Source organism: Gillisia mitskevichiae, from assembly GCF_003634585.1.
GTDB classification, from domain to species: Bacteria; Bacteroidota; Bacteroidia; order Flavobacteriales; family Flavobacteriaceae; genus Gillisia; species Gillisia mitskevichiae.
In genome coordinates this window covers 223,650-246,284 of sequence record NZ_RBLG01000003.1, presented here as the reverse complement: position 1 = coordinate 246,284, position 22,635 = coordinate 223,650, and the positions used below count along the sequence as shown (strand labels likewise).

Here is a 22,635-nt window from a genome sequence, read left to right as displayed (position 1 = left end):
AAATCGGGATCTTTTTTTGTTAAAAATATTACATAAACAAAATATAGTAGAGATAAACCAATGTGAAGATCACTAAAACAGCGAAGCAGAATAAGCTAAATTTTCTGTAGGCAGGGGAGGGTTGATCCTCTTTCTTTAAATGACTTCCTGTAACTAATTTATAATTGAACCAAGCCAAAAAGGGAGCTGAAAGAAAGGAAAGGCCCGTTGCAAAATCTATTAGAAATATAAAAGAACCAGAAAGGAAGAATAAAATACACAAAGAGAGAATTGGAATTACAAAGATCCCAATCTTATAATCTTTCCATTTTTTATTTTCAACTTTAGGCTGCTTATTTTCTGGATTTAAAATCTCGGAGATCACCCGTGGGAACGCATCTGTAACTGTTAATGTGGTACTTAATAAGGCAATAAAAGCGGCAATGGAAATAATTGGAGTGCTCCATGATCCTAAAGTTTTTCCGTAGAGTGCTACAAGTTGCGAAGAGAATTCGACCGAATTTGAAGAAAAGGAAGTGCCACTGCCAAACATGACCAAGGCACCGAGAGTTAAAAATAATAAACCTATTAAAGATGCGGCAAGATACCCAATATTAAAATCTGTAAATGCTTCTTTTATACTGGGTCTATGCTTGGTTTGCTTTGCTTTTTCCCTTGTCCAGATAGAATGCCAGACGGAGGCATCCAATGGTATTGGCATCCAACCCATAAAAGCAATTATAAATCCGATGCTTGCAGTGGTCCACAAGGAGGGAGTAGGAGTTTCTAGTGTCTTGGTTACAGTTCCCGCGCCAAAGGCCATAACAACAGCTGCGAGGGTTGCTATAGTAAGAAAGCTAACAATGATCTTCATGCTTTTATCCAATCCTGGATATTTACCAATGAGAAGTAGCGATATGCAAAATATTGTAATTACTAAACTCCAAGTAAAGGGAGACCATCCAAAATTGAATAATCTTTCTGCTAAGCCAGCTGTAACAATAGTAACCGCAGCCTGAATTATAAACATCGTACCCACCGTGAATACGATAAATGCCCAATATGGGAACACCCCTAATTTTTTATATCCTGTAATTAGATGGTTACCTGTTGCAGCTGCATAGCGCGGTCCGAATTCCATAAAGGGATATTTGGTGACACATGCTAATACTAAAGCCCAAACAAGTATAAATCCATAATCTGCACCCGCACGTGTAGATTGCACCAAATGAGAAACTCCAATGGCGGCTCCTGCAAGTAAAAATCCTGGACCAAGGCTTTTTAATAAAGATCTTTTAGATCCTTTTTCGCTTGTCTTTTTTGTTTTCATTCAATAACAATATAAGGGGTAAATCTAAACTAAAGTTTCTAGTATGGATGGTTTCATTTCATGAATTCCTTCAAAAGGAATAACAGTTAAATTTTCAGGGAAGAGCTGCTTTAATTTAAGCTTTTCATTATCCAAACGTTCTTTGTCTAAATAAGGGTCTTTGTTACCATAGATCATAGAGACCTTTGAATCTCCTAGATGTAAAAAGTCTTTAGCCTTTAATTCTTTGGGTAGGCCGCCAGAGCATAAAATTAATTGTGAAAGTTTGATTCTTTTTTTGGCCACCCATCTTGTGGCAACAGAAACCCCTTGAGAATAACCAAGCACAATAAGATTCGTTGCAGATCCTAAATCTTCAGCTTTATAAACTTCATCTAAATAATTCATTGCATTTTCCACTTCCTGTTGCGTATTATCTTTAGTAAACCAGGAAGCACCTACATGGGTGTACTTTCCATTTAAGTAATATTTGGATGCAGCTTGTGGGGCAATTATATAATTTTCTTGTGGATCTAATCCTTTAAAATATTTAAGAAAGTATTTAGATAAATACCCAATTCCATGAAAAACCACCCATACATTCTTTGTGTTGGAAGTCTTTTCATTTAAGGTGCAATAGGAATTGGTGATTTTATAAGAAACCTGCTTTTCGGTTGGATTCATTCTTTTTGGTTTTGTATTTTTACAAAGTAAACAATCTATTTAATATGCAGAACGAGCAATTACTGGAAAGATGTAGACAAATGTTCAAAAACACCTTGATGGAAACTTTGGATATCGAAATTGTGGAGATCACAGATGATTATGTGCTTGGAAAAATGCCCGTCTCTCCAAAAGTTCATCAGCCAGATGGAGTCTTACATGGTGGCGCAACCGTAGCTTTAGCTGAAACAATTGGAAGTATGGCTTCTCTTCTCTTATTTAACTCTTCAGAATTTACTATTCGAGGGATTGAGATCTCCGCAAACCATGTGAAAAGTATTCGAGAGGGATTTGTTTTTGCAAAAGCTTCAGCTATTCATAAAGGAAGAACAACCCAACTATGGGAAATTAAGATTACGGATGAAGAAGATAATTTGATCTCATTGGTTAAATTAACCACTATTTCACTTCCTAAAAATTAACGCGGTTTCTTCAAATCAAATAAAATAGAAGAGCTTCAAAAAACACTCTATTTTCAACTCCACTTCATTTTTTATGTAGACTCTTTTTACATTATGCTCCGTATGTACTAAATTTTCTACATCCATAGGCTTTTTAAGTGCTGGAAACTTTTTTTATTGATGTTCTTCTATTTAATACTACATAGTTTAACATTCATTCTGTATACTTTTAATTTTTCTTTGACAATAAATATTAAAACTGTTTCTATTAAAGATAAATCTCTCCCTAATTACGAACAATCCATTTAAACAACTATAATATTAAAATTAGGGAAAACCCTTATAACAGGAATTATCAATTTGCTTTAATTTTGATTCAGAGTGTTTCCAGATTAATTTATAAAACTATATTCTAGTTTTCTTATAGTTATTTGGTAATAGATATCCCAACAAAACACCTCCCCTTCCCATCTTAAAATCTATCGATACAGATATATGTATTGAATGATTGTTTAGTGATTTGTTATTAACCAATAATTTGATAATTATGAAAAATGTAAATTACTGTTGGAGTTTTGTAGTAATTCTCTTTTTGCTATTTACATCCTGTAGCAAGGATGAAGCGGATGTATCTGGACCAGAAGTTCAAGATACTTTTCAGTTACAGTTTGGAACTTTGTTAAATGATTTTGAATCGCAAACTAGACAACAAATATCGGAAGATCCTCTAGAATGCCGTGATGCAGAGCCTTCTTATGTTCTTGTTGCGCTAACAGATGCAGAAGGAAACTGGGTTGCAGATATGGATCCAACCGGGGAAGGAGCAACTACGGCCGATTTCATTAAAGTAGATATTGTTAACAACGGTGGAAGTTGGGAGACTAAATATTCAGAAATGTTAGGACTGCCTGCAGGGACCTATCAACTACAATACTTCATTGTTTATAGTGACGATGATCAAGTACTTTGGGTTGCACCACGGGAAGGTGGGACTTATGCAAGTAGTGTTGGAGATCCTTTACCTCAAGAAATTATATTAGAAGCAGGAACTAAGCCATATATAGAGGTGGACGTACTTTGTTTCATAGAACGTGAGGAAGAAGCATATGGATATATTTTCTTCGACATAAATGCTATAGCTATTGAAAACAACTATTGCATATTTGTAAATTACTGTGATGACCAAACAGGTAGAGAGTATCCAGCCAACTTCCAAGTAGATATTTGGGGTGATGCTTTTGATGGATCAGAAGTTATATTAGGAGGAGAGATGAATTCTGTATCTGGTGAAGGTAATAGTTTTGCCGCTACTGTATTATGTGTTCCATTGCCTCCATTAGAGGATGGTGAAATGTACTATGTGCGTGTAACTGTACTTAGCGCTGGAGCTTATACAGCAAGTGCTTTAGATATTTATGAATTTGAAATTACCCAGGCCATGATTGATGCTCAGTTAGGTGCAACACCAAGATACGAGCATATTAGAATTAATTGTGACGATGATGGAAGCGTACCAGTAGATTCAGATCAGGATGGAATTCCTGATAATGAAGATAACTGTCCTAATATTGCTAACCCAGACCAAGAAGATGAAGATGAAAATGGAGTGGGAGATGTTTGCGAAACGGGAGTAGATGACGATGGCGATGGCGTTCCTAACGATATTGATGAATGTCCAGATACAGATCCTGGGGTAGAAGTAGATGAAGTTGGTTGTGAAAGTATACAAGTTCCAGGAAGAGATATGGTTGTACTGAATGACGCAAATATATTTGATGCTAGGGCTATGGAAGATCCAGACAATGTGCAGTTCGTTAAAAATTTAATCAATTTTACAACAACAGGAATAAGAAACAGCGGAACAACATTTATGTTCGATTTCGGAAGAGCCTCAAGTTGTGTGTTTTGTACTGGCGAATGGTCCACTATGCGAAGTCTAGTTGAAAACCAAGGTTTTACCATCTCGGATATAAGTTCCACAAGTGGTTCATTAACTAGTATTCCTTCAGATGTAAAAATAATAATGCTTGTAATGCCTAATGTTCAATATACTGTAGCGGAGATTAATACACTCAAACAATTTTCTTCTGAAGGCGGAAGAATAATTTTTATGGGAGAACATGATGGGTTTTATGGCTCTGGAATACCTATTGAAAATCAATTTCTAATAAATATGGGGGCTATTCTATTTAATTCAGGCGGCGCATTGGATTGTATTCAAAATGGTAATTATCCTGAATTACCTGCTAGCTCTAACAGAGTTCATCCTATTATGGAAGGTGTAAATGGGTTAACAATTGCTTGTGCTTCAGTAATTGAACCTGGAGAAGGTGATTTTCCATTGTTTTATGATTCTACCAACACTTTCGTTTTGGGTGGAGTAGCAAAAATAGATACCGCTCCAATAAGTGAGTTAAAACAGGTGACAAGAACGAAATTTAGACAGTCTAATGCAAAATTGCATAATGCTTCTTCGACTACTGGATATTAAGAATCAATTTATAAAATTAAAAAGAGCCACTATTTAGTGGCTCTTTTTTGTTGCGTATTAAGTTAGCGGTTAGTTAGCATTTAATATACTATTTTTCTGTTTTGTACTTTTGCGGAATAATCAATTTTTACTTCTAAAACAGGAAGGAAACCTTAGGAATAGTAGGTGTCAATCTTTTTGAAGAATATTTAAAAGTCAACCAATAATAAATTAATGAACTCTAAAGATTTTTTCAATTTAGCACAGGAATCCCTAGATGCTGGAAAAGCGATGGTTAGTTTTAGACTTCCTGGAAAAGAGGCTGTGCAGTTATTATTACAAACTTCTAAGGATTCTTTTAGAATTAAGGATTTTTCTGAAAATGGCTTTGTTTTTTCTCCTTTTAACACTGAAAATAATCCACTTTTTATTCCTGAAAATGAAAGCATTAAAACCGTTCTGCCCTTTTTTGATAGTTCAAAGTTTCAATTAAATTCTTCAGAAGGACTATCAGAGAATTTAGATTCTAAGGCAAAATTAGCTCATATTAGTCTAGTAAAACTTGGGATTGAAACTATTAATAAAACCACTTTACAAAAAGTAGTACTTTCCCGAAAAGAGCTTCAAAAACCAACTATATCTGCTTCTGAAATTTTTCGGAATTTACTCTCTTTATATCCAAATGCCTTTGTTTATATATGGTTTCACCCGGAAACCGGAGTTTGGATTGGTGCAACTCCGGAAACTTTACTAAAAACTGAGCGAACAAAGTTCAGCACTATGGCTCTTGCAGGAACAAGAAAACTTCAGGATTTTTCTGAAAACGATTGGACCAATAAAGAAATAGTTGAGCAGAAAATTGTAACCGATTCTATTATTTCAAAATTAAAAGAGCTTGGATATTCTTCTGAATCATTAAAGGTTTCAGAAACCTATACGAGTGAAGCAGGGAGTTTATTACATTTAAGAACAGATATTTCTGGAACTATCAATAATGGATCTGCAGAAATAGGAGCTATCATAAAGGCATTACATCCAACTCCAGCTATTTGTGGTTTACCAACAGATAAAGCTTATAGTTTTATAATTGAACACGAAAAATATGATCGAGAATTTTACTCGGGATATTTGGGACCATTAAATATGACCACAGAGATCAAGCGAAGCAGTAGAACTCGAAATCAAGAAAATCAGGCATATTCCAGTATCAGAAAAGATTCTTACATATTTGTAAATTTGCGATGCCTAAAATATAAAAAAGGAGAAGTGGCAATTTATGTTGGTGGTGGTATAACAAAGGATTCTGAAGCTTCTGCTGAATGGGAAGAAACTGTGAATAAAACTAGAACCATGAAAGCCGCTTTATAAGGTAAATCTCTTGTATTAAGACTTAGGAAAATTGTAATTTTGAGCTTGATACAATTTTAAAGAAAACACTTAATTTTGCTATCGTTCTGTTCATTTTCATTTAAAATGTAATCGTGAAATACTCCAAAATACCAGTTGCCCAATCTATAGTAGCTTTATGTGTTGCAAAGAACATTAAACATGTGGTGATCTCTCCAGGATCGCGAAATGCTCCATTAACTATTGGTTTCACAAATCATCCGGAAATTAATGCTTACAGCATTGTAGATGAACGCTGTGCTGCATTTTTTGCGTTAGGAATAGCGCAGCAGATCAAACAACCAGTTGCGGTGGTTTGTACTTCCGGTTCTGCCTTGTTAAATTATTATCCCGCCATTGCTGAAGCTTATTATAGTGATATCCCATTGGTGGTGATCTCTGCAGATAGACCAATAGAGCGTATAGATATTGGAGATGGGCAAACAATTAGGCAAAAGAACGTTTTCGAGAATCATATTTTATATTCGGCGAATCTTTATTCAGAATTGGTTTTGGAGAATGAAGCCCAAGATAAAAAGTTGCTTCAGAAACAATTTGAAAGTCGCAGGCATAATGAGCGGGAGATCAATTTGGCCTTAAATAGTGCCATAGAGAATAATGGACCGGTGCATATAAACGTGCCTTTCTATGAGCCACTATATTCTTTAGAAAAAAATAAGATCACAGATCCGGTTCAAATTCTACCAGATCTTAGTCGGCGAGTATATTCTAAGTTGGAGCTACAGCCCTATTTAGATCTCTGGAATAAAGCTAAGCGAAAAATGATCATTGTAGGGGTCATGGCGCCTAATAGTGTAGAACAAAAATATCTGGATCTTCTAGCTGAAGATCCTACCGTGATCGTTTTAACAGAAACCACTTCTAATGTAGATCATGAAGAATTTTTTACTCGTATAGATACCTTGATCGGGCCAATTGAAAAATCTGAAGATGTAGAAAAGCAATTCGCAGAATTACAACCAGATATCCTTTTGACCTTTGGAGGGATGATAGTTTCAAAAAAGATAAAATCTTTCTTAAGAGATTTTCAGCCAGAACAACATTGGCATATAGATCCTAAAAAGGCATATAATACCTTCTTTTGTTTAAATAAACATTTCGAAACTTCGGTGAATTCTTTCTTTCAGAAATTTTTTCCAGAAACTATTTCAGTAAAAAGTGATTATGCGGAGCATTGGAAAAGGATTAATGAACATCGAAAACAGCGTCATGATATCTATGTAAATAAGATCCCTTATTCAGATTTTAAGGCCATGCAATCTATAGTTCCCTCAATTCCGAAGCAATATAATGTACAGCTTGGTAATAGTTCTACGGTACGTTATGCGCAACTTTTTAATTGGGATGTCTCACAATCTATCTTTTGTAATCGAGGAACAAGTGGGATAGATGGTAGTGTTTCTACCGCTGTTGGAGCAGCCTTAGTTAAAAAAGATCCTACTTTGCTTATATGCGGAGACCTTAGTTTTATCTATGATAGCAATGCCTTGTGGAATAATTATATTCCTTCAAATTTTAGAATTATTGTAATTAATAATTCTGGTGGAGGGATCTTTAGAATACTTCCCGGGAATAAGGATACAGAAAATTTTGATACTTATTTTGAAACAATTCATGATCTTAATGCGAAATCACTTTGTGAGATGTATAGCTTCGAATATTCTCGTGCTGAAGATTCAGATCAAGTAAGTACTGAGTTGAAGAAATTTTTCAATTCATCAGAAAAACCAAAACTTTTAGAAATAATGACTCCAAGATCCCTTAATGATGAGGTTTTGTTAGAATATTTTAACTTTATCAAATCTTAATTATTCAAGAACTGAAATTCTTAATTTAATGATCTTATGGTTGAAGTTAATACGTTGCGTACGCTTTTATAAAGCCATAATATTTGAGTTTTCCCATAAAATATAAAGTATCTTTGCCATTTAAATTTTAGTTATGCTTAATATAGGACAATACCATACATTAATAATAGATCGTGATACCGAACCGGGATTATTCTTAACCGGATCTGGAGATGATGAAGTATTACTACCAAATAAATATAAACCGGAATCTTTTAATATTGGGGATGAAATAGACGTTTTTGTTTATTTAGACCATTCTGAACGTCCGGTGGCAACAACCCTACATCCATATGTTAAATTGGATGAATTTGCTTATTTAAAATGTGTGGAGGTTTCAGATATTGGAGCATTTTTAGACTGGGGTTTAGAAAAGCATCTCTTTGTGCCTTATAGAGAAATGGCTTCTAAAATGCGTAAAGATAGTTGGTATCTTGTTTTCTGTTATCTGGATGAAGATACCGGCAGATTGGTTGCTTCTAGTAAGACTAATGCTTTTATGGATAACTCCGAGATCACGGTAGAACCTTATGAAGAAGTAGATATAATTGTGGTAAATCCTACAGATCTGGGTGTAAATGTAATTGTTAATGAATTACATCAAGGACTTATTTATAAAGATGATATTTTTCAGGATCTAAATCCTGGAGATCGCCTAAAAGCTTGGATCAAGAAAACCAGACCAGATGGAAAATTGGATGTTACACTGCAACGTCCTGGTTATAGAAGTATAGAGCCAAATGCGCAAAGTATTTTGAATGAGATCTCTTTAAAAGGAGGGCATTTAAAGCTTACAGATAAATCTGATCCTACCGAAATTCAACGAGTTTTACAGATGAGTAAAAAGAGTTTCAAGAAAGCTATTGGAACACTTTATAAGCAAAGAATGATAGAAATTAAGGATGACGGAATATACCTTAAGAATGACTAATCTTTAGTATCTTCTATAAAAAGGAGAATAACTGCTGTAATATATAGGTCTTGTAGTTTCTGAAGCATCTTTATATACTGTATTTCTTACGCCTCTTGAAGGTAAATATGGATTAAAATTCTGGTTAAAGTATCTGGCATCGGTATTTCTTGGATTTGCAGAAAAACTAACGGAAGTCTTTTTTTGAGAGATCTGTACTGGTGGTTCCAATTCTACATATCTATTAGATCTCATCTGTTCTTCTTCCCGCATTATCTCTGAAAGGTTTATTTGTATAGGTTGATCTTTCACATCAAAATTCACTGTTCTTATTTTAAATTTCCCAACATATGGATTTTCTGGTGCTAGAATAGAAAGGGAAGGAATTATCTCTGTACGCTGTATTACAAAATCATCGGGAGAGTTTAATACAGGGATTTCCTGTGCAATTCCGTACGTGGAAGTAATTAATAATATTATAAGTATACCTAAATATTTCATTTTTTTCATTTAAACCCTCATTCTGGGTGTGGTTACTGGGGCTAACTTTGATCTATTTAGGTTTTTTGAAAAATCCCATCTCGAAAGCATGCCAGCAGATTATTGGAACTAAAGATATCAAGAATTGTGCAATTGATAAATTTAGATAAGATTTCTTTGGATATTTATTTACAACTGCTGAAAAAAATCACATTATAGTTTTATAAGTGCTAAATAATTCTATTTTTGAACTTCAAAAAAAAACTTAATTATGAAAAACACTTTTTACGTTATCGCATTTTTATTAGTTGGATTCACTGGCTTTGCACAAGAATCTACATACAAAGCTAAAGCTGTACAATTAATTGAAATTAATTCTGGTGCAACTTTCGACGTAATGCTTAAACCTATTGTAGGTATGGTTGCTGAAGAAAACCGTGATGCTTTTAAAGCAGAGGTAAAAGAAAGCATGAAAGATTTATTCGATCAATTAGCAGTTGTGTACATGGAAAGTTTTACTGAAACTGAATTAGATGAAATCCTTGCATTTTACGCCACTCCGGTTGGACAAAAAATGACAGCGGAATTACCAGTAATTACTGAAAAATCTATGCAAATTGGTCAACAATGGGGTATGCAATTACAACCTTTAATGGCTAAATATTCTAAATAAGAATAAAATAATATCTTCTAGAGCCTGAGATTGATTTCTCAGGCTTTTTTTTGTCCAGTTATTAAATAATTCTTCTTTGTTTAATATTATGTACAGTTTTACAAAAACTCTATTTTTATAAAAAATTAAAAAGATGAGCAAGATAGATTGGAAGACTGCTAAAACATACGAGGACATTACTTACAAAAAAGCTAATGGAGTAGCAAGAATAGCTTTTAATAGACCAGATATACGCAATGCATTTAGGCCTAAAACTACAAGCGAATTATATGATGCCTTTTACGATGCGCAAGAAGATACTTCTATAGGAGTGGTTTTACTTTCTGCAGAAGGACCTTCTTCTAAAGATGGAGTTTATTCATTTTGTAGTGGTGGCGACCAGAAAGCCAGAGGACATCAAGGTTACGTAGGTGAAGATGGAATGCATAGACTTAATATATTAGAGGTGCAACGCTTAATACGGTTTATGCCTAAAGTGGTGATCGCTGTGGTGCCAGGATGGGCAGTTGGAGGAGGGCATAGCTTGCATGTAGTGTGTGATATGACTTTAGCTAGTGAAGAACATGCAATATTTAAACAAACCGATGCAGACGTTACTAGTTTCGATGGTGGCTATGGTTCTGCATACCTTGCGAAAATGGTAGGGCAGAAACGAGCAAGAGAGATCTTTTTCTTAGGAAGAAATTATTCTGCAAAAGAGGCTTTTGAAATGGGAATGGTAAATGCGGTTATTCCACATGCAAATTTAGAAAACACGGCCTACGAGTGGGCTCAGGAAATATTGGCAAAATCACCTACTTCTATTAAAATGTTGAAATTCGCAATGAATCTTACAGATGACGGTATGGTTGGACAGCAAGTTTTTGCAGGAGAAGCTACTAGACTTGCCTATATGACAGAGGAAGCTAAAGAAGGTAGAGATGCATTTTTAGAAAAACGCAAACCTAATTTTGAGAAGAAATGGCTTCCATAATGGAAAATTTTACCAATCAGGAAATAGATATTAATTCATTGCCTCAATTCGAGACAGTAGATTTTCAGGCGATTTCTAAAAATAATCTTATAAAGGCTAATCTACTAAACACTCTATTTTTGTGTGCGGCAATACTTGGTTGTGGGATCTTATTTTATTTTAGAATTGGACAAGCCCAATTAATATTACTCATTACTGCCGTCATTTTATACTTTGGTTTTCAATTTTGGAACATTTCTAAGCTTCAAAAGAATTATGGATTTGCTCTTCGAGAAAAGGATATTTTATATAGAAGAGGTAATTTGGTTACTAAAACTACGGTAGTTCCATTTAATAGAATTCAGCATGTATCCATTTCCAGAGATTTACTGGATAAGATGCTTAAGATAGCTACTCTTAAGATTTTTACCGCTGGGGGTAGCGGTAGTGATATAATAATTACAGGACTTGCTCCAGAACTTGCGGTCCGGTTAAAAGAGGCTTTGGCCACAAAGCTTACTTCAGATGAATTCTAATTTATTTGGAGCACCTCAGAGACAATCTCAAATTGGGGTCTTATTAATTTTTCTAACTAAGATTTTCAATTTATTAAAAGGATTTTGGGCCATTATTATATATTTCTTATTCACTGGCCCAAGTATATCCACAATAATTTACATTTCGTTGGGTTTGGGGGGTGCAACCATTCTTATTCTTATTTACAGTTTTGTTTATTATAGAAGATTTCTATTTCATATAGATTACGCGAAGCAAGAATTTATTCTGGAAAAAGGAGTTTTTAATAAAGAGAATATTGCAATTCCTTTTGATAGAATTCAGCAGGTATATATTAAACGCTCTATTCTACAACGCATTTTAGATGTTAGTAGTTTTGTAATTGAAACAGCCGGGAGTAAAGAAGAGGAAATAAATATAAATGCTATTTCTAATGAGAGAGCAAACCAACTCTTGGGAATTCTAATTGAAGTAAGAGATAAATATTCCGTTAATATCACTGAGGCAGAAATGTCTAAAAACTCAAATCAAAATCAAGATTGGTCTCATAAATTGAGTTTTTTAAGCTTATTGAAAATAGGAATTAGCACTAATTATTTGCGAGGTTTAGTATTAATGTCTGCGTTTTTCGCAACTATTTATAATGAATTAAGAACAGTGTCCGAAGAATATTCTGATACGCTACAGGAATATTTAAGTGAATTGTCTGGACCTTTGGAATCTGTGTCGATATTTATGTTGATTGCATTTTTTGTTCTGCTGCTTAGTATTTTAATAACTATAGCTGAAGTATTTATTAAATATTTCAATTTAAAATTAACTCAAACCAAAGATAGTTTAGAGTTGGAGATGGGCTTAAATACAAATACAAAAGTTTCTTTAAAGCCCAAACGCGTGCAAATGTTACAAGTAATTACCAATCCGGTTCAGAAATGGTTGAATTTATATCAGGTGCGTATTTCGCTGGCCAATTCAGAAAATGACTTGCAGAAAAGTAAGATCAAAATTCCAGGCTTGGATGAAGACACTGTTTCTAAAGTAAATTCCTTTCTTTATTCAAATAGATCCAGCAATATTGAAAGATCATTTTCACCAAATAGAGTCCTCTTAATTAGATACTTACTATTATTATTGATACCTGCCTTGGTAAGTTATCTTACAGTTGTTTTTATAGATGCAATTTCTATTAAGATCTGGCTTTTATTTATAGGCCTATATTCTATTATTGGGGTAATATGGCAAATTTTAATGTTCAGGTCGCTAAAACTGATTATTACAGAAGAATTCGTTTACAAGAAATATGGAGTTTGGAGTAAAATAGAAGAGCGATTTGAGATTTACAAGATCCAGTCTATTAGTATCTCTCAACCCTTATGGTATAAAAAACGGAACTTAGCAAATATTGTTTTTCATACTGCAGGAGGAGATATTCCATTTCGGGCAGTAAACAATAATATACTCCCTTATATTAACTATATGTTTTATAAAGTTGAAACTAATTCAAGTAGTTGGATGTAGATTTGGTTTAAGTTCTGAAATAAAATTCCTAAACACATCAAGGATAGATAGACTAAATCAAAATTATAGGCCATTAAATATCGTCATCCTATCCCGATATAGCTAGGGGAATTATTTCAGGATATATTATTAATTAAAATGTTAAGAGAAATTGAAACATTCCCGATAGCCATCGGGACAGCTTGACTATAGAAAGTTAAATGATATAAAAAAAGCCCCGTTCTAATTTTAGAACGGGGCTTTTTATAAAAATGATTTTAGTGTCTATCTCAGTTTCGGAAACTTAGAAGGATTAGCTTCATTCATAATAGCATATATTTTTTCATAGATATCTTCCGTAGAAGGTTTGGAGAAATAATCTCCATCTGTTCCATAAGCTGGTCTATGTTCTTTAGCAGTTAAGGTTTGTGGCTTACTGTCTAAATGAATATAGGCATTCTGATTCTCTAGAATTTCCTGCATAATATATGCAGAAGCTCCACCGGGAACATCTTCATCTATCACTAATAGTCTATTAGTTTTAGCAACACTTTTTACAATGTCCTTATTAATATCGAAAGGTAATAGAGATTGAACATCTATTACTTCAGCATTTATTCCAACTAATTCTAATTCATTTGCAGCTTCTTCAACCAACCTTAGTGTAGAACCATAAGAAACCAAAGTAATATCTGATCCTTCTTTGATAGTTTCTACAACTCCTAAAGCTGTTCTAAATTCTCCAAAGTTATTTGGTAACTTTTCTTTAAGTCGGTAACCATTTAAACATTCTATCACCAATGCAGGTTCATCTGCTTCTAATAGCGTGTTATAAAATCCAGCGGCCTTAGTCATGTTTCTAGGTACCAAAATATGGATTCCTCTAAGTAAATGTACCAAGGCTCCCATTGGCGACCCACTATGCCAGATACCTTCTAATCTATGTCCTCTGGTTCTAACAATTAGCGGTGCTTTTTGCTTCCCTTTGGTTCTGTATTGTACTGTTGCAAGATCATCACTCATGATCTGAAGAGCGTACAAGATATAATCTAAATATTGTATTTCAGCAATAGGACGTAGGCCTCTCATTGCCATTCCTAAACCTTGACCTAATATAGTAGCTTCACGAATTCCAACATCTGCAACACGTAGTTCTCCATATTTTTCCTGAAGTCCTTCCAAACCTTGATTTACATCTCCAATGGCTCCACTATCTTCCCCAAAGATCAATGTCTCAGGTTTATTAGCGAAAATCTTATCGAAGTTATCTCTTAATATAATTCTAGCATCAACATCCTTTGCATCGTCGTCATAAGTCGCTGCTACTTCTTCAATAGACAAGGCATTGTTAGTAGATTCACTGTAGAGATTGCTGCTATATTCTGGTTGAGAGGTAGAGGTATACTTTTCAATCCAATTTATGAGATCAGATTTAGCACTGCTATCTAATCCTATCATATATCGTAAACTCTTTCTTGCAACTACCAGAAGATCTTTTTTTAGAGGATCTTTTATTTCTGCAAGTTCCTTTATCATAAATTCAATAGCATCCTTATCTTCACTATTTGCCGCTGCATTTTCTAGTATAGGCAGTAAGTCTGAAAGTTTATCTTTCATGGGTTGGCTGTATGCCGTCCATGCCGCTTTTTTCCCGTCTCTTACCTGTTTTTTGATGTCCTTATCTATAGCTTCTAATTCTTCTTCTGAAGCAAAATTATTTTCTAAAACCCATTCCTTGAACTTTACATTACAATCAAATTCTCTTTCCCAAGATAATCTATCTTCATCTTTATAACGTTCATGAGAACCAGATGTAGAGTGACCTTGCGGTTGTGTTAGTTCATTTACATGAATAAGAACAGGGGAGTGGGTGGATCTTGCAATTCTTGAGGCTTTCTCGTAAGCCTCTACAAGAGCAACATAATTCCAACCATTCACTACAATAATTTCGTATCCTTTTTTCTCTTCATCTCTTTGAAAACCTTTAAGTATTTCAGAGATGTTTTCTTTTGTGGTTTGATGCTTAGCGTGAACAGAAATTCCATATTCATCATCCCAAACACTCATTACCATTGGTACTTGTAGCACTCCGGCAGCATTAATGGTTTCCCAAAAATGGCCTTCACTGGTACTAGCGTTACCAATAGTTCCCCAAGCTATTTCATTTCCATTGTCAGAAAATTTTTCAGCATCTATACCTTCTACATTTCTATATATTTTAGAAGCCTGAGCCAATCCAAGAAGTCTTGGCATTTGGCCTGCAGTTGGAGAAATATCTGCACTGGAGTTCTTTTGCTGCATCAAATTTTTCCAAGATCCATCTGCTTCCAAACTTTGAGTAGCAAAATGTCCTCCCATTTGTCTACCGCCAGACATCGGTTCATTATCTATATTTGTATCTGCATATAATCCAGCAAAAAATTGCTCTATAGTAAGTTCGCCAATAGCCATCATAAAGGTTTGATCCCTATAATAACCTGAACGAAAATCTCCATTTTTAAAAGCTTTGGCCAATGCCAACTGTGGAATTTCCTTCCCATCTCCAAATATCCCGAATTTTGCCTTGCCCGTTAACACTTCTCTTCTCCCCAATAGACTACATTCTCTACTGGTAACGGCAATTTTATAATCTTCTAAAACTTGCGTTTTAAAATCTTCAAAGGATATAGATTCTTTTGATTGAATTTCGCTTTGCATGAAATAATGTTTGAATTGTTACAAATATAGCTAAAACTAGGGTTAAATACAATTCAATAAACTTGACATAATTTATGTAAAAATGCAAAAAATATTGAAATAGTTAAACTATTGATAATTATTGAGATATAATTTAGGATTAATTACGAATCTAATAATGTGTGTTGTATTTATTCCTTAAACTACAATTGAAAATATCTTTTTCAATTAATGGCTTAATACCATTCTCGGGTAAATAATCTAATAAGGGTATTAATATCTAAAGTTACTATAAACCTTATTTTTTGATCATAATCTTTTTGTCCTATTTCCCATCCAAGATTAGAATATACAGGTAAAAAAACTTCAAAATAATCGGCAACCAAACTCATTCTAACTCCAGAATCATATACGAATTTTGGACTGATGCTTTCATTTTTCACAACACCCAAATCACCATAAGCGTAGATCCATTTCCAGATATTAGTACTTGCATTAGCTGTGGCCATCCATTGATTAGCGAAAGCAGGTTCTAACTTAGATTTAAATCCACCTTCAGCTACAATAATTTGTTGGCTAAAAAGACCACTTGCCTGGCTACGACCATAATAATTATAATCAAATAAATAATCTGAAGGTCTGTCTAAAGCAAAACTGAAGTAGTCATTATCTGTTTCGTCATTAAATAAAAAGGTCCCCGCAAATAATCTAAGATTTAATTGTTGGTTATTTTTAAATAGTTTTCGGTATTCTACCGTTAAAGAAACCTTGCTGAAATTTTTAGCGATTTGATAATCTACACCACCTCTTAAATAGTCTATTAAATTGGTGTCGCTAAAATTATAGCTCAAATTAACCACATTATATTTAGGTTGCTCTACTGGGTTAAGAGGATCCAGATCTTGCTTTACATTAACATTTCTAAAAGTTAAGGATTGTCTTTGATTATCTCTTAAATAGGAATTTCTAAAATAGAGTCCCATGAATGGAGTGAATTTTTCGTAGAATAAATTATACCCATAAGAAAACCGTGTTCCTCCAAATCCGAATTTCATGGCAAATAGATTTTCATCATCCAGATAATTCGTGTAATTGGCAGAAACAGAACCTACAATTGTCTGACTGGTAAACCCATATTTTGGAGAGATCTTCCATTCAAAGTCTTTATTCAGAAAGGTTTTATTATACAATTTAGGACCAATAGAAATTCCATCATACAAGTTATAATTGAATTCTGGCATAAAGAAAAATTGGGTATATCTTGGATCTTCAATATCCTGAAACAATCTAAATTGTAGTGGCTTATTAAGCAGAGTAGTTACTCTTCTATAATTATTTCTTTGATTAACTTCGGGAACAACGCCTTCATAATTTAACGCGAGTCTCTCTATACTATCCCTAGGAATGGTCACTTGCTTGCTTTCCTGAATATTTCCTACCCAAGTTTTATAAACCACTTTCCCATTATTTAAACCATATAGAGAAATAGGCATATTATTATCTCTCTTATTTTTAATGGTGACTTTTAGAGAATCGGGAGTTTTTCTTAGCTTGCTTATAGTGTAATCTATCTTTGTTTTAGACTTAACATAATCTTGTTTAAACCACGAAATGTCTTTTTGCGTGTTCTTCTGAAGAATATTAAGGAAATCCTCTTCGCTTGAAGGTTTAAGAACATAAGAATTATAATATTCTGAGATTGATTCTTTTACTTCATTAGATTGAAGGTATTCTTGGAGATACTTTAATCCTGTTCCAGCTTTATAAGCATTCCCTATATTTTTATTGAATTTCACCAAGGAATCTTGAGCTGTAGATAATGACTGATCTATATTCATCCTAGCCATATGCAAATACATAAACGGATACTGATCGTTAAACTCAAGGTCTGCTGCGTGAAACCATTTAACAATAAGAAAATCACTTAGGCTTCCAAGTAATTTCATGTTAGGATAATATTCATCTACATAATCTATCATTAAAGAGATCACCAAGGCATCATAAACCCATTGTTCATTTCTAGGATTAACTAGAATGGTGTTTTTTACAAATTGATTGGTTATGGTTTTTAACTGCTTAATGTCATATTGAAAACCATCAGGAAAAGGTCTTATAAAATCTGGTAACTGGTTAAGACCATAAACTGGATTATTTAAATATTCATCCCTTGTAACCATTAATGAATTCTGAGGATATTCACCTAATGTAGTTTCTAAGAAGCCCATGATCCTAGAGAGTAGGCTAGCTTTAATTTCCTTGTTTAGTCCTTCATCATCTAAATTTGTGACAATCTCTGTAGAATTTGCTTGTATAGACTCAAATCTGTAAGATTTGGTTAAATATAATTGAGAAGAAACACTATTTGTTCCCGATAGATAAGTGGTTTTATAAAGATCCTCTGTTACTAATCTATCTGTTTTTAAGGGAGATGCTACATATAAATATGGCCTAGTAGATAATTTAATTGTAATATTTACAGGAGGCGTATATTGATTTCCTAAGTTTTTGTCACTGTATATTTGCCATCCTTTTTTGTAAACTGCAGGAGTTATATACCAATAATTTAATTTAAAGTTCCCTAAATCATCATAACCATATCTAGTGAATTTATCTGAAGGGATCTTAACAGTATATAATATATCTATAACTTGTTTTTCTCCCGGTAACAATGGATTATCTAGAACAATTTCTATAATGTCCGGTTCGTTTTCTGGTCTTTGCCAATTATAGGGTTTAAGATCTTTCCCAGTGACACTATATATTCTAGTATATCCTCGTTCTTCTGATTTAGCAAAATGAAATCTTCTTAAGTAATCTTCTGCAAAGCGTTTTGCTAGGGGAGTAGATTTATCTTTATAGCTATTGGCCCAATCGTTTAAAAAGATGGAGGTTAATGTGTCTTTACTAGTGTTCTCATATTCAATTTTATGTTGAATATTAAATGTTCGGGTAGAATCATTCAATACCGCTATAATATCCATATTGGTTTGTCCAAAACTGAAATCAGTAAAGCACAAACCAATAATTAAAATGGAAATTAATTTAATTTTCAAAGGGCAAATAAATTAAAAATTAATATCAGAACTATTTTAGTTTCCTAGAAATTAGGACTTAGATTGTATTCATCATAGAAATCATCCAGGATGGCTATAACTTCATCTTCTGTATCTACAACTTGAACCAAATCTATATCGCCATCGCTTATGTTCTGGAATCCATCTAGTAAGGTAGATTTTATCCAATCTATTAAACCTCCCCAATATTCTGTTCCTACTAAAATTATTGGAAATTTATCGATCTTGTTGGTTTGTATTAAAGTGATTGCTTCAAAAAGTTCATCTAATGTTCCAAAACCTCCAGGCATTACTACAAAACCTTGAGAATATTTCACAAACATTACTTTTCTAACAAAGAAATAATCGAAATCTAAACTTTTATCATGGTCAATATATGGGTTGTCATGTTGCTCGAATGGCAATTCTATATTCAACCCAACTGATGTCCCACCAGCAAGATGTGCTCCTTTATTACCAGCTTCCATAATTCCAGGTCCACCTCCAGTAATTACTCCATATCCATGATCTACAATTTTTTGGGCGATCCTCTCGGTTAACTTATAATATTTTTGGTCTGGTTTTGTACGAGCAGATCCAAAGACTGAAACGCAAGGTCCTATTTGACTTAGCTTTTCATATCCTTTTACAAATTCACCCATTATTTTAAAAATAGCCCAGGAATCGTTAGTTTTAATTCCGTTCCACGCTTTATTTTCTTGCTTAGCTCTCATTTCTGTGTTATTCTAAATCTTAATTTATTTTAATTCTTTCTTTAAATAGTGTGCAGTATAACTCTTCTTATGTTTTGCAACAACTTCTGGAGTCCCAGTAACTATAACTTCACCACCATTTTTCCCGCCCTCGTAACCTATATCAATTATATGGTCGGCTAATTTAATTACATCTAAGTTGTGTTCAATAATAAGAACTGTATTTCCTTTATTGGCTAATTTATTAAGAACATCCATCAAAACTCGGACGTCTTCAAAATGTAGCCCTGTGGTAGGCTCGTCTAATATATAAAAAGTATTCCCAGTATCGCGCTTAGAAAGTTCTGTAGAAAGTTTAATTCTTTGAGCTTCCCCACCAGATAGCGTGGTACTTTGTTGGCCCAGTGTAATGTAACCCAAGCCTACGTCTCTCAATGTTTTTAATTTTCTGTATATCTTAGGAATCAATTCAAAGAAATCTGTAGCTTCTTCAATAGTCATGTCTAAAACATCTGAAATAGATTTTCCCTTATATCGTATTTCCAGCGTCTCTCTATTAAATCTTTTCCCTTGGCAAGTTTCACATTCTACGTATACGTCTGGTAGAAAATTCATTTCTATCACTCGAAGTCCGCCACCTCTACAAGTTTCACATCTTCCTCCTTTTACATTAAAACTAAATCTTCCAGGCTTATAACCTCTAATTAAAGCTTCGGGAGTTTTAGCGAACAAGTTTCTAACTTCAGAGAACAAACCTGTATAAGTTGCAGGATTAGATCTAGGAGTCCTTCCAATAGGAGATTGGTTAATATCTATTACTTTATCTATATGTTCTAGCCCCTTAATACTTTTGTAAGGCATAGGAACTTTTACACCATTAAAGTAAAAAGCATTCATTATAGGGTATAAAGTTTCATTAATTAAAGTAGATTTTCCACTACCAGAAACTCCGGTGACAGCGATCATTTTACCTAATGGGATCTTTACCGTAACATCTTTTAAGTTATTTCCAGTGGCACCACTAAGGGTAATATGTTTGCCATTTCCTTTTCTGCGCTTTTTAGGAACTTCAATTTCCATGGTTCCATTAAGGTAGGAAGCAGTAATGGTACTGTGCTTTTTTATTTGTGCGGGAGTTCCTTGGCTTATAATCTCTCCCCCGTGTTTCCCAGCTTTAGGTCCAATATCTATAACATGATCTGCTCGCTCTATCATGTCTTTATCATGCTCTACCACAATTACAGAATTTCCTATATCTCTAAGAGCTTCTAAGGAGTTTATCAATTTTTCATTATCACGCTGATGCAAACCAATACTAGGTTCATCGAGAATGTAAAGCACTCCTACTAATTGAGAACCAATTTGTGTAGCTAGTCTAATTCTTTGAGCTTCTCCTCCAGATAAGGATTTGGAGCTTCTGTTCAGGGATAAATAAGTAAGACCAACATCTATTAAGAACTGCAAACGAGTCCGGATCTCTTTAATAACTTCTGAAGCAATTTGTAATTGTTTTTCTGAAAGGCTTGATTCCAAATTTGCGAACCAATCAGCAAGATCTGTAATGTCCTTGTTAGCTAATTCAGCTATATTTTGATTATTGATTTTAAAATAAAGTGATTCTTGACGCAATCTACTGCCATGACATACTGGACAATCTATTTTATCCATATATTCTTTAGCCCAACGTTTTAGAGAAGTAGATTCATTACTATTATATGTGTTCTCTATAAAAGTGGCAACTCCTTCAAAATCAATTTTAAAATCTCTGGTTATTCCTAAAGTATCGGATTGTTTAGAGAATTTTTCTTTACCTCCAAATAGGATCATTTCTAATGCAGCACTTGGTATTTTTTCTACAGGATCACTTAATTTGAATTCAAATCGTTCAGCAATAAGTTCCAGCTGTGAGAATACCCAGTTCTTTTTTTGTGGACCATGTGGCGCAAGAGCTCCATTCTTAATAGAAAGATTTTTCTTCGGAATAACTTTGTCTACATTTATTTTATGGAGAGTTCCAATCCCGTTGCAATTAGGACACGCTCCTTTTGGAGAATTAAACGAGAAATTATTTGGCTCTGGGTTAGGATAGGAAATTCCGGAGGTTGGGCACATTAGATTTCTACTGAAATATCTAACTTCATTAGAATCTTGTTCCAAAACCATCAAAACATCTTCTCCATGATACATGGCTGTTTTAATGCTTTCTTCTAAACGCTTATCAGATTCTGCATTTTCATCTATTTGAAGCCTGTCTATCACAATTTCCACTTCGTGGATCTTATATCTATCCAGTTTCATTCCCTTTATTAGATCCCGAACTTCTCCATCTGTTCTTACTTTTACAAAACCTTGTTTCGCTATTTGTTCAAATAACTCTCTATAATGACCTTTTCTAGATCTAACAACTGGCGCTAGGATACTTATTTTTTTTCCTAGGAAGTTTTTAATAATAAGCTCTTTAATTTGCTCATCATTATAGCTCACCATTTTTTCACCGGTATTGTAGCTAAAGGCATCGCCAGTTCTAGCAAAAAGTAGCCTTAAGAAATCGTAAATTTCCGTTATAGTACCAACAGTACTTCTTGGGTTTTTACTGGTAGTTTTTTGCTCTATAGCAATAACGGGAGATAATCCTTCAATTTTATCTACATCTGGTCGCTCCATGCCGCCAAGAAATTGCCTTGCGTAGGAGGAAAATGTTTCTATATAACGACGTTGTCCTTCAGCATAAATAGTGTCGAATGCTAAGGATGATTTTCCAGATCCTGAGAGACCGGTAATAACTACTAATTTTTCGCGGGGAATAGTAACATCTATATTCTTTAAATTATGTACCCGAGCCCCTAGTACTTCAATGTTTTCTTCAGCTTTAGCCATATTTTTAGTCAAGTCCGCAAAGGTACTTAAACTGTTGCTAACTAAAAAGTAAGCACCAATTCACGCATGTTAATTTAAAGGTAAATATTCTACTATATAATTATTAGAGAAAAACTAGCTAGTAAAGCATTCTTGACGTTTAATTTTTTTAA

The 22,635-nt window shown here is 33.9% G+C and carries 16 protein-coding genes; 9 read left to right on the top strand and 7 right to left on the bottom strand.

Annotated elements, in window-relative coordinates; translation table 11 throughout:
* Positions 1-28: 28 nt before the first annotated feature.
* Positions 29-1,309 (bottom strand): Nramp family divalent metal transporter, encoded by a 1,281-nt coding sequence (locus BC962_RS11920; RefSeq protein WP_121346254.1) that lies wholly within the window; start codon positions 1,307-1,309, stop codon positions 29-31.
* A 24-nt stretch (positions 1,310-1,333) separates the two neighbouring features.
* On the bottom strand, positions 1,334-1,972 hold the full coding sequence (locus tag BC962_RS11915; RefSeq protein WP_121346253.1) for an alpha/beta hydrolase: 639 nt from the start codon (positions 1,970-1,972) through the stop codon (positions 1,334-1,336).
* Positions 1,973-2,016: 44 nt separating this feature from the next.
* Here BC962_RS11915 and BC962_RS11910 point away from each other — a divergent pair, with 44 nt between their 5' ends.
* The 5 genes from BC962_RS11910 (at position 2,017) to BC962_RS11890 (ending at position 9,067) form a co-directional block, all read left to right on the top strand.
* On the top strand, positions 2,017-2,433 hold the full coding sequence (locus BC962_RS11910; RefSeq protein WP_183075506.1) for a PaaI family thioesterase: 417 nt from the start codon (positions 2,017-2,019) through the stop codon (positions 2,431-2,433).
* Positions 2,434-2,959: 526 nt separating this feature from the next.
* Complete coding sequence (locus BC962_RS16615; RefSeq protein ID WP_121346252.1) at positions 2,960-4,903, top strand: thrombospondin type 3 repeat-containing protein; 1,944 nt, start codon at positions 2,960-2,962, stop codon at positions 4,901-4,903.
* A gap of 213 nt (positions 4,904-5,116) precedes the next feature.
* Entirely contained in the window at positions 5,117-6,250 is a 1,134-nt protein-coding gene (locus tag BC962_RS11900; RefSeq protein ID WP_121346251.1) for a chorismate-binding protein, read from the top strand.
* 113 nt (positions 6,251-6,363) lie between these two features.
* Positions 6,364-8,097, top strand: a complete 1,734-nt coding sequence (menD, locus tag BC962_RS11895; RefSeq protein ID WP_121346250.1) for a 2-succinyl-5-enolpyruvyl-6-hydroxy-3-cyclohexene-1-carboxylic-acid synthase — start codon at positions 6,364-6,366, stop codon at positions 8,095-8,097.
* 133 nt (positions 8,098-8,230) lie between these two features.
* Entirely contained in the window at positions 8,231-9,067 is an 837-nt protein-coding gene (locus BC962_RS11890; RefSeq protein ID WP_121346249.1) for a CvfB family protein, read from the top strand.
* A 3-nt stretch (positions 9,068-9,070) separates the two neighbouring features.
* On the opposite strand, the gene BC962_RS11885 is transcribed toward BC962_RS11890, so the two are convergent.
* Complete coding sequence (locus tag BC962_RS11885) at positions 9,071-9,547, bottom strand: hypothetical protein (protein WP_147405656.1); 477 nt, start codon at positions 9,545-9,547, stop codon at positions 9,071-9,073.
* A gap of 250 nt (positions 9,548-9,797) precedes the next feature.
* Between BC962_RS11885 and BC962_RS11880 the strand changes: the two genes are divergently transcribed.
* The 4 genes from BC962_RS11880 (at position 9,798) to BC962_RS11865 (ending at position 13,185) form a co-directional block, all read left to right on the top strand.
* Positions 9,798-10,199 (top strand): DUF2059 domain-containing protein, encoded by a 402-nt coding sequence (locus BC962_RS11880; protein ID WP_121346247.1) that lies wholly within the window; start codon positions 9,798-9,800, stop codon positions 10,197-10,199.
* A gap of 133 nt (positions 10,200-10,332) precedes the next feature.
* The gene (locus tag BC962_RS11875) at positions 10,333-11,172 is read left to right on the top strand and encodes a 1,4-dihydroxy-2-naphthoyl-CoA synthase (RefSeq protein WP_121346246.1); all 840 of its coding nucleotides are present in this window, start codon (positions 10,333-10,335) and stop codon (positions 11,170-11,172) included.
* Positions 11,160-11,687, top strand: coding sequence for a PH domain-containing protein (locus tag BC962_RS11870; RefSeq protein ID WP_121346245.1), 528 nt, complete (start codon positions 11,160-11,162; stop codon positions 11,685-11,687). The genes BC962_RS11875 and BC962_RS11870 overlap by 13 nt, the downstream gene beginning before the upstream one ends.
* Positions 11,677-13,185 carry a PH domain-containing protein gene (locus tag BC962_RS11865; protein WP_121346244.1) on the top strand — a complete coding sequence of 503 codons (1,509 nt, stop codon included), beginning with the start codon at positions 11,677-11,679 and terminating at the stop codon, positions 13,183-13,185. The genes BC962_RS11870 and BC962_RS11865 overlap by 11 nt, the downstream gene beginning before the upstream one ends.
* Before the next feature lie 264 nt (positions 13,186-13,449).
* Here the strand turns inward: BC962_RS11865 and BC962_RS11860 are convergent, their stop codons facing one another.
* From BC962_RS11860 to uvrA, 4 genes are all read right to left on the bottom strand, one after another.
* Positions 13,450-15,861, bottom strand: coding sequence for an alpha-ketoacid dehydrogenase subunit alpha/beta (locus BC962_RS11860; protein ID WP_121346243.1), 2,412 nt, complete (start codon positions 15,859-15,861; stop codon positions 13,450-13,452).
* Positions 15,862-16,076: 215 nt separating this feature from the next.
* On the bottom strand, positions 16,077-18,893 hold the full coding sequence (locus BC962_RS11855) for a gluzincin family metallopeptidase (RefSeq protein ID WP_121346242.1): 2,817 nt from the start codon (positions 18,891-18,893) through the stop codon (positions 16,077-16,079).
* 44 nt (positions 18,894-18,937) lie between these two features.
* Positions 18,938-19,627 carry an LOG family protein gene (locus BC962_RS11850; RefSeq protein ID WP_121346241.1) on the bottom strand — a complete coding sequence of 230 codons (690 nt, stop codon included), beginning with the start codon at positions 19,625-19,627 and terminating at the stop codon, positions 18,938-18,940.
* A 24-nt stretch (positions 19,628-19,651) separates the two neighbouring features.
* Entirely contained in the window at positions 19,652-22,483 is a 2,832-nt protein-coding gene (gene uvrA / locus BC962_RS11845; protein WP_121346240.1) for an excinuclease ABC subunit UvrA, read from the bottom strand.
* Between the last annotated feature and the right edge of the window lie 152 nt (positions 22,484-22,635).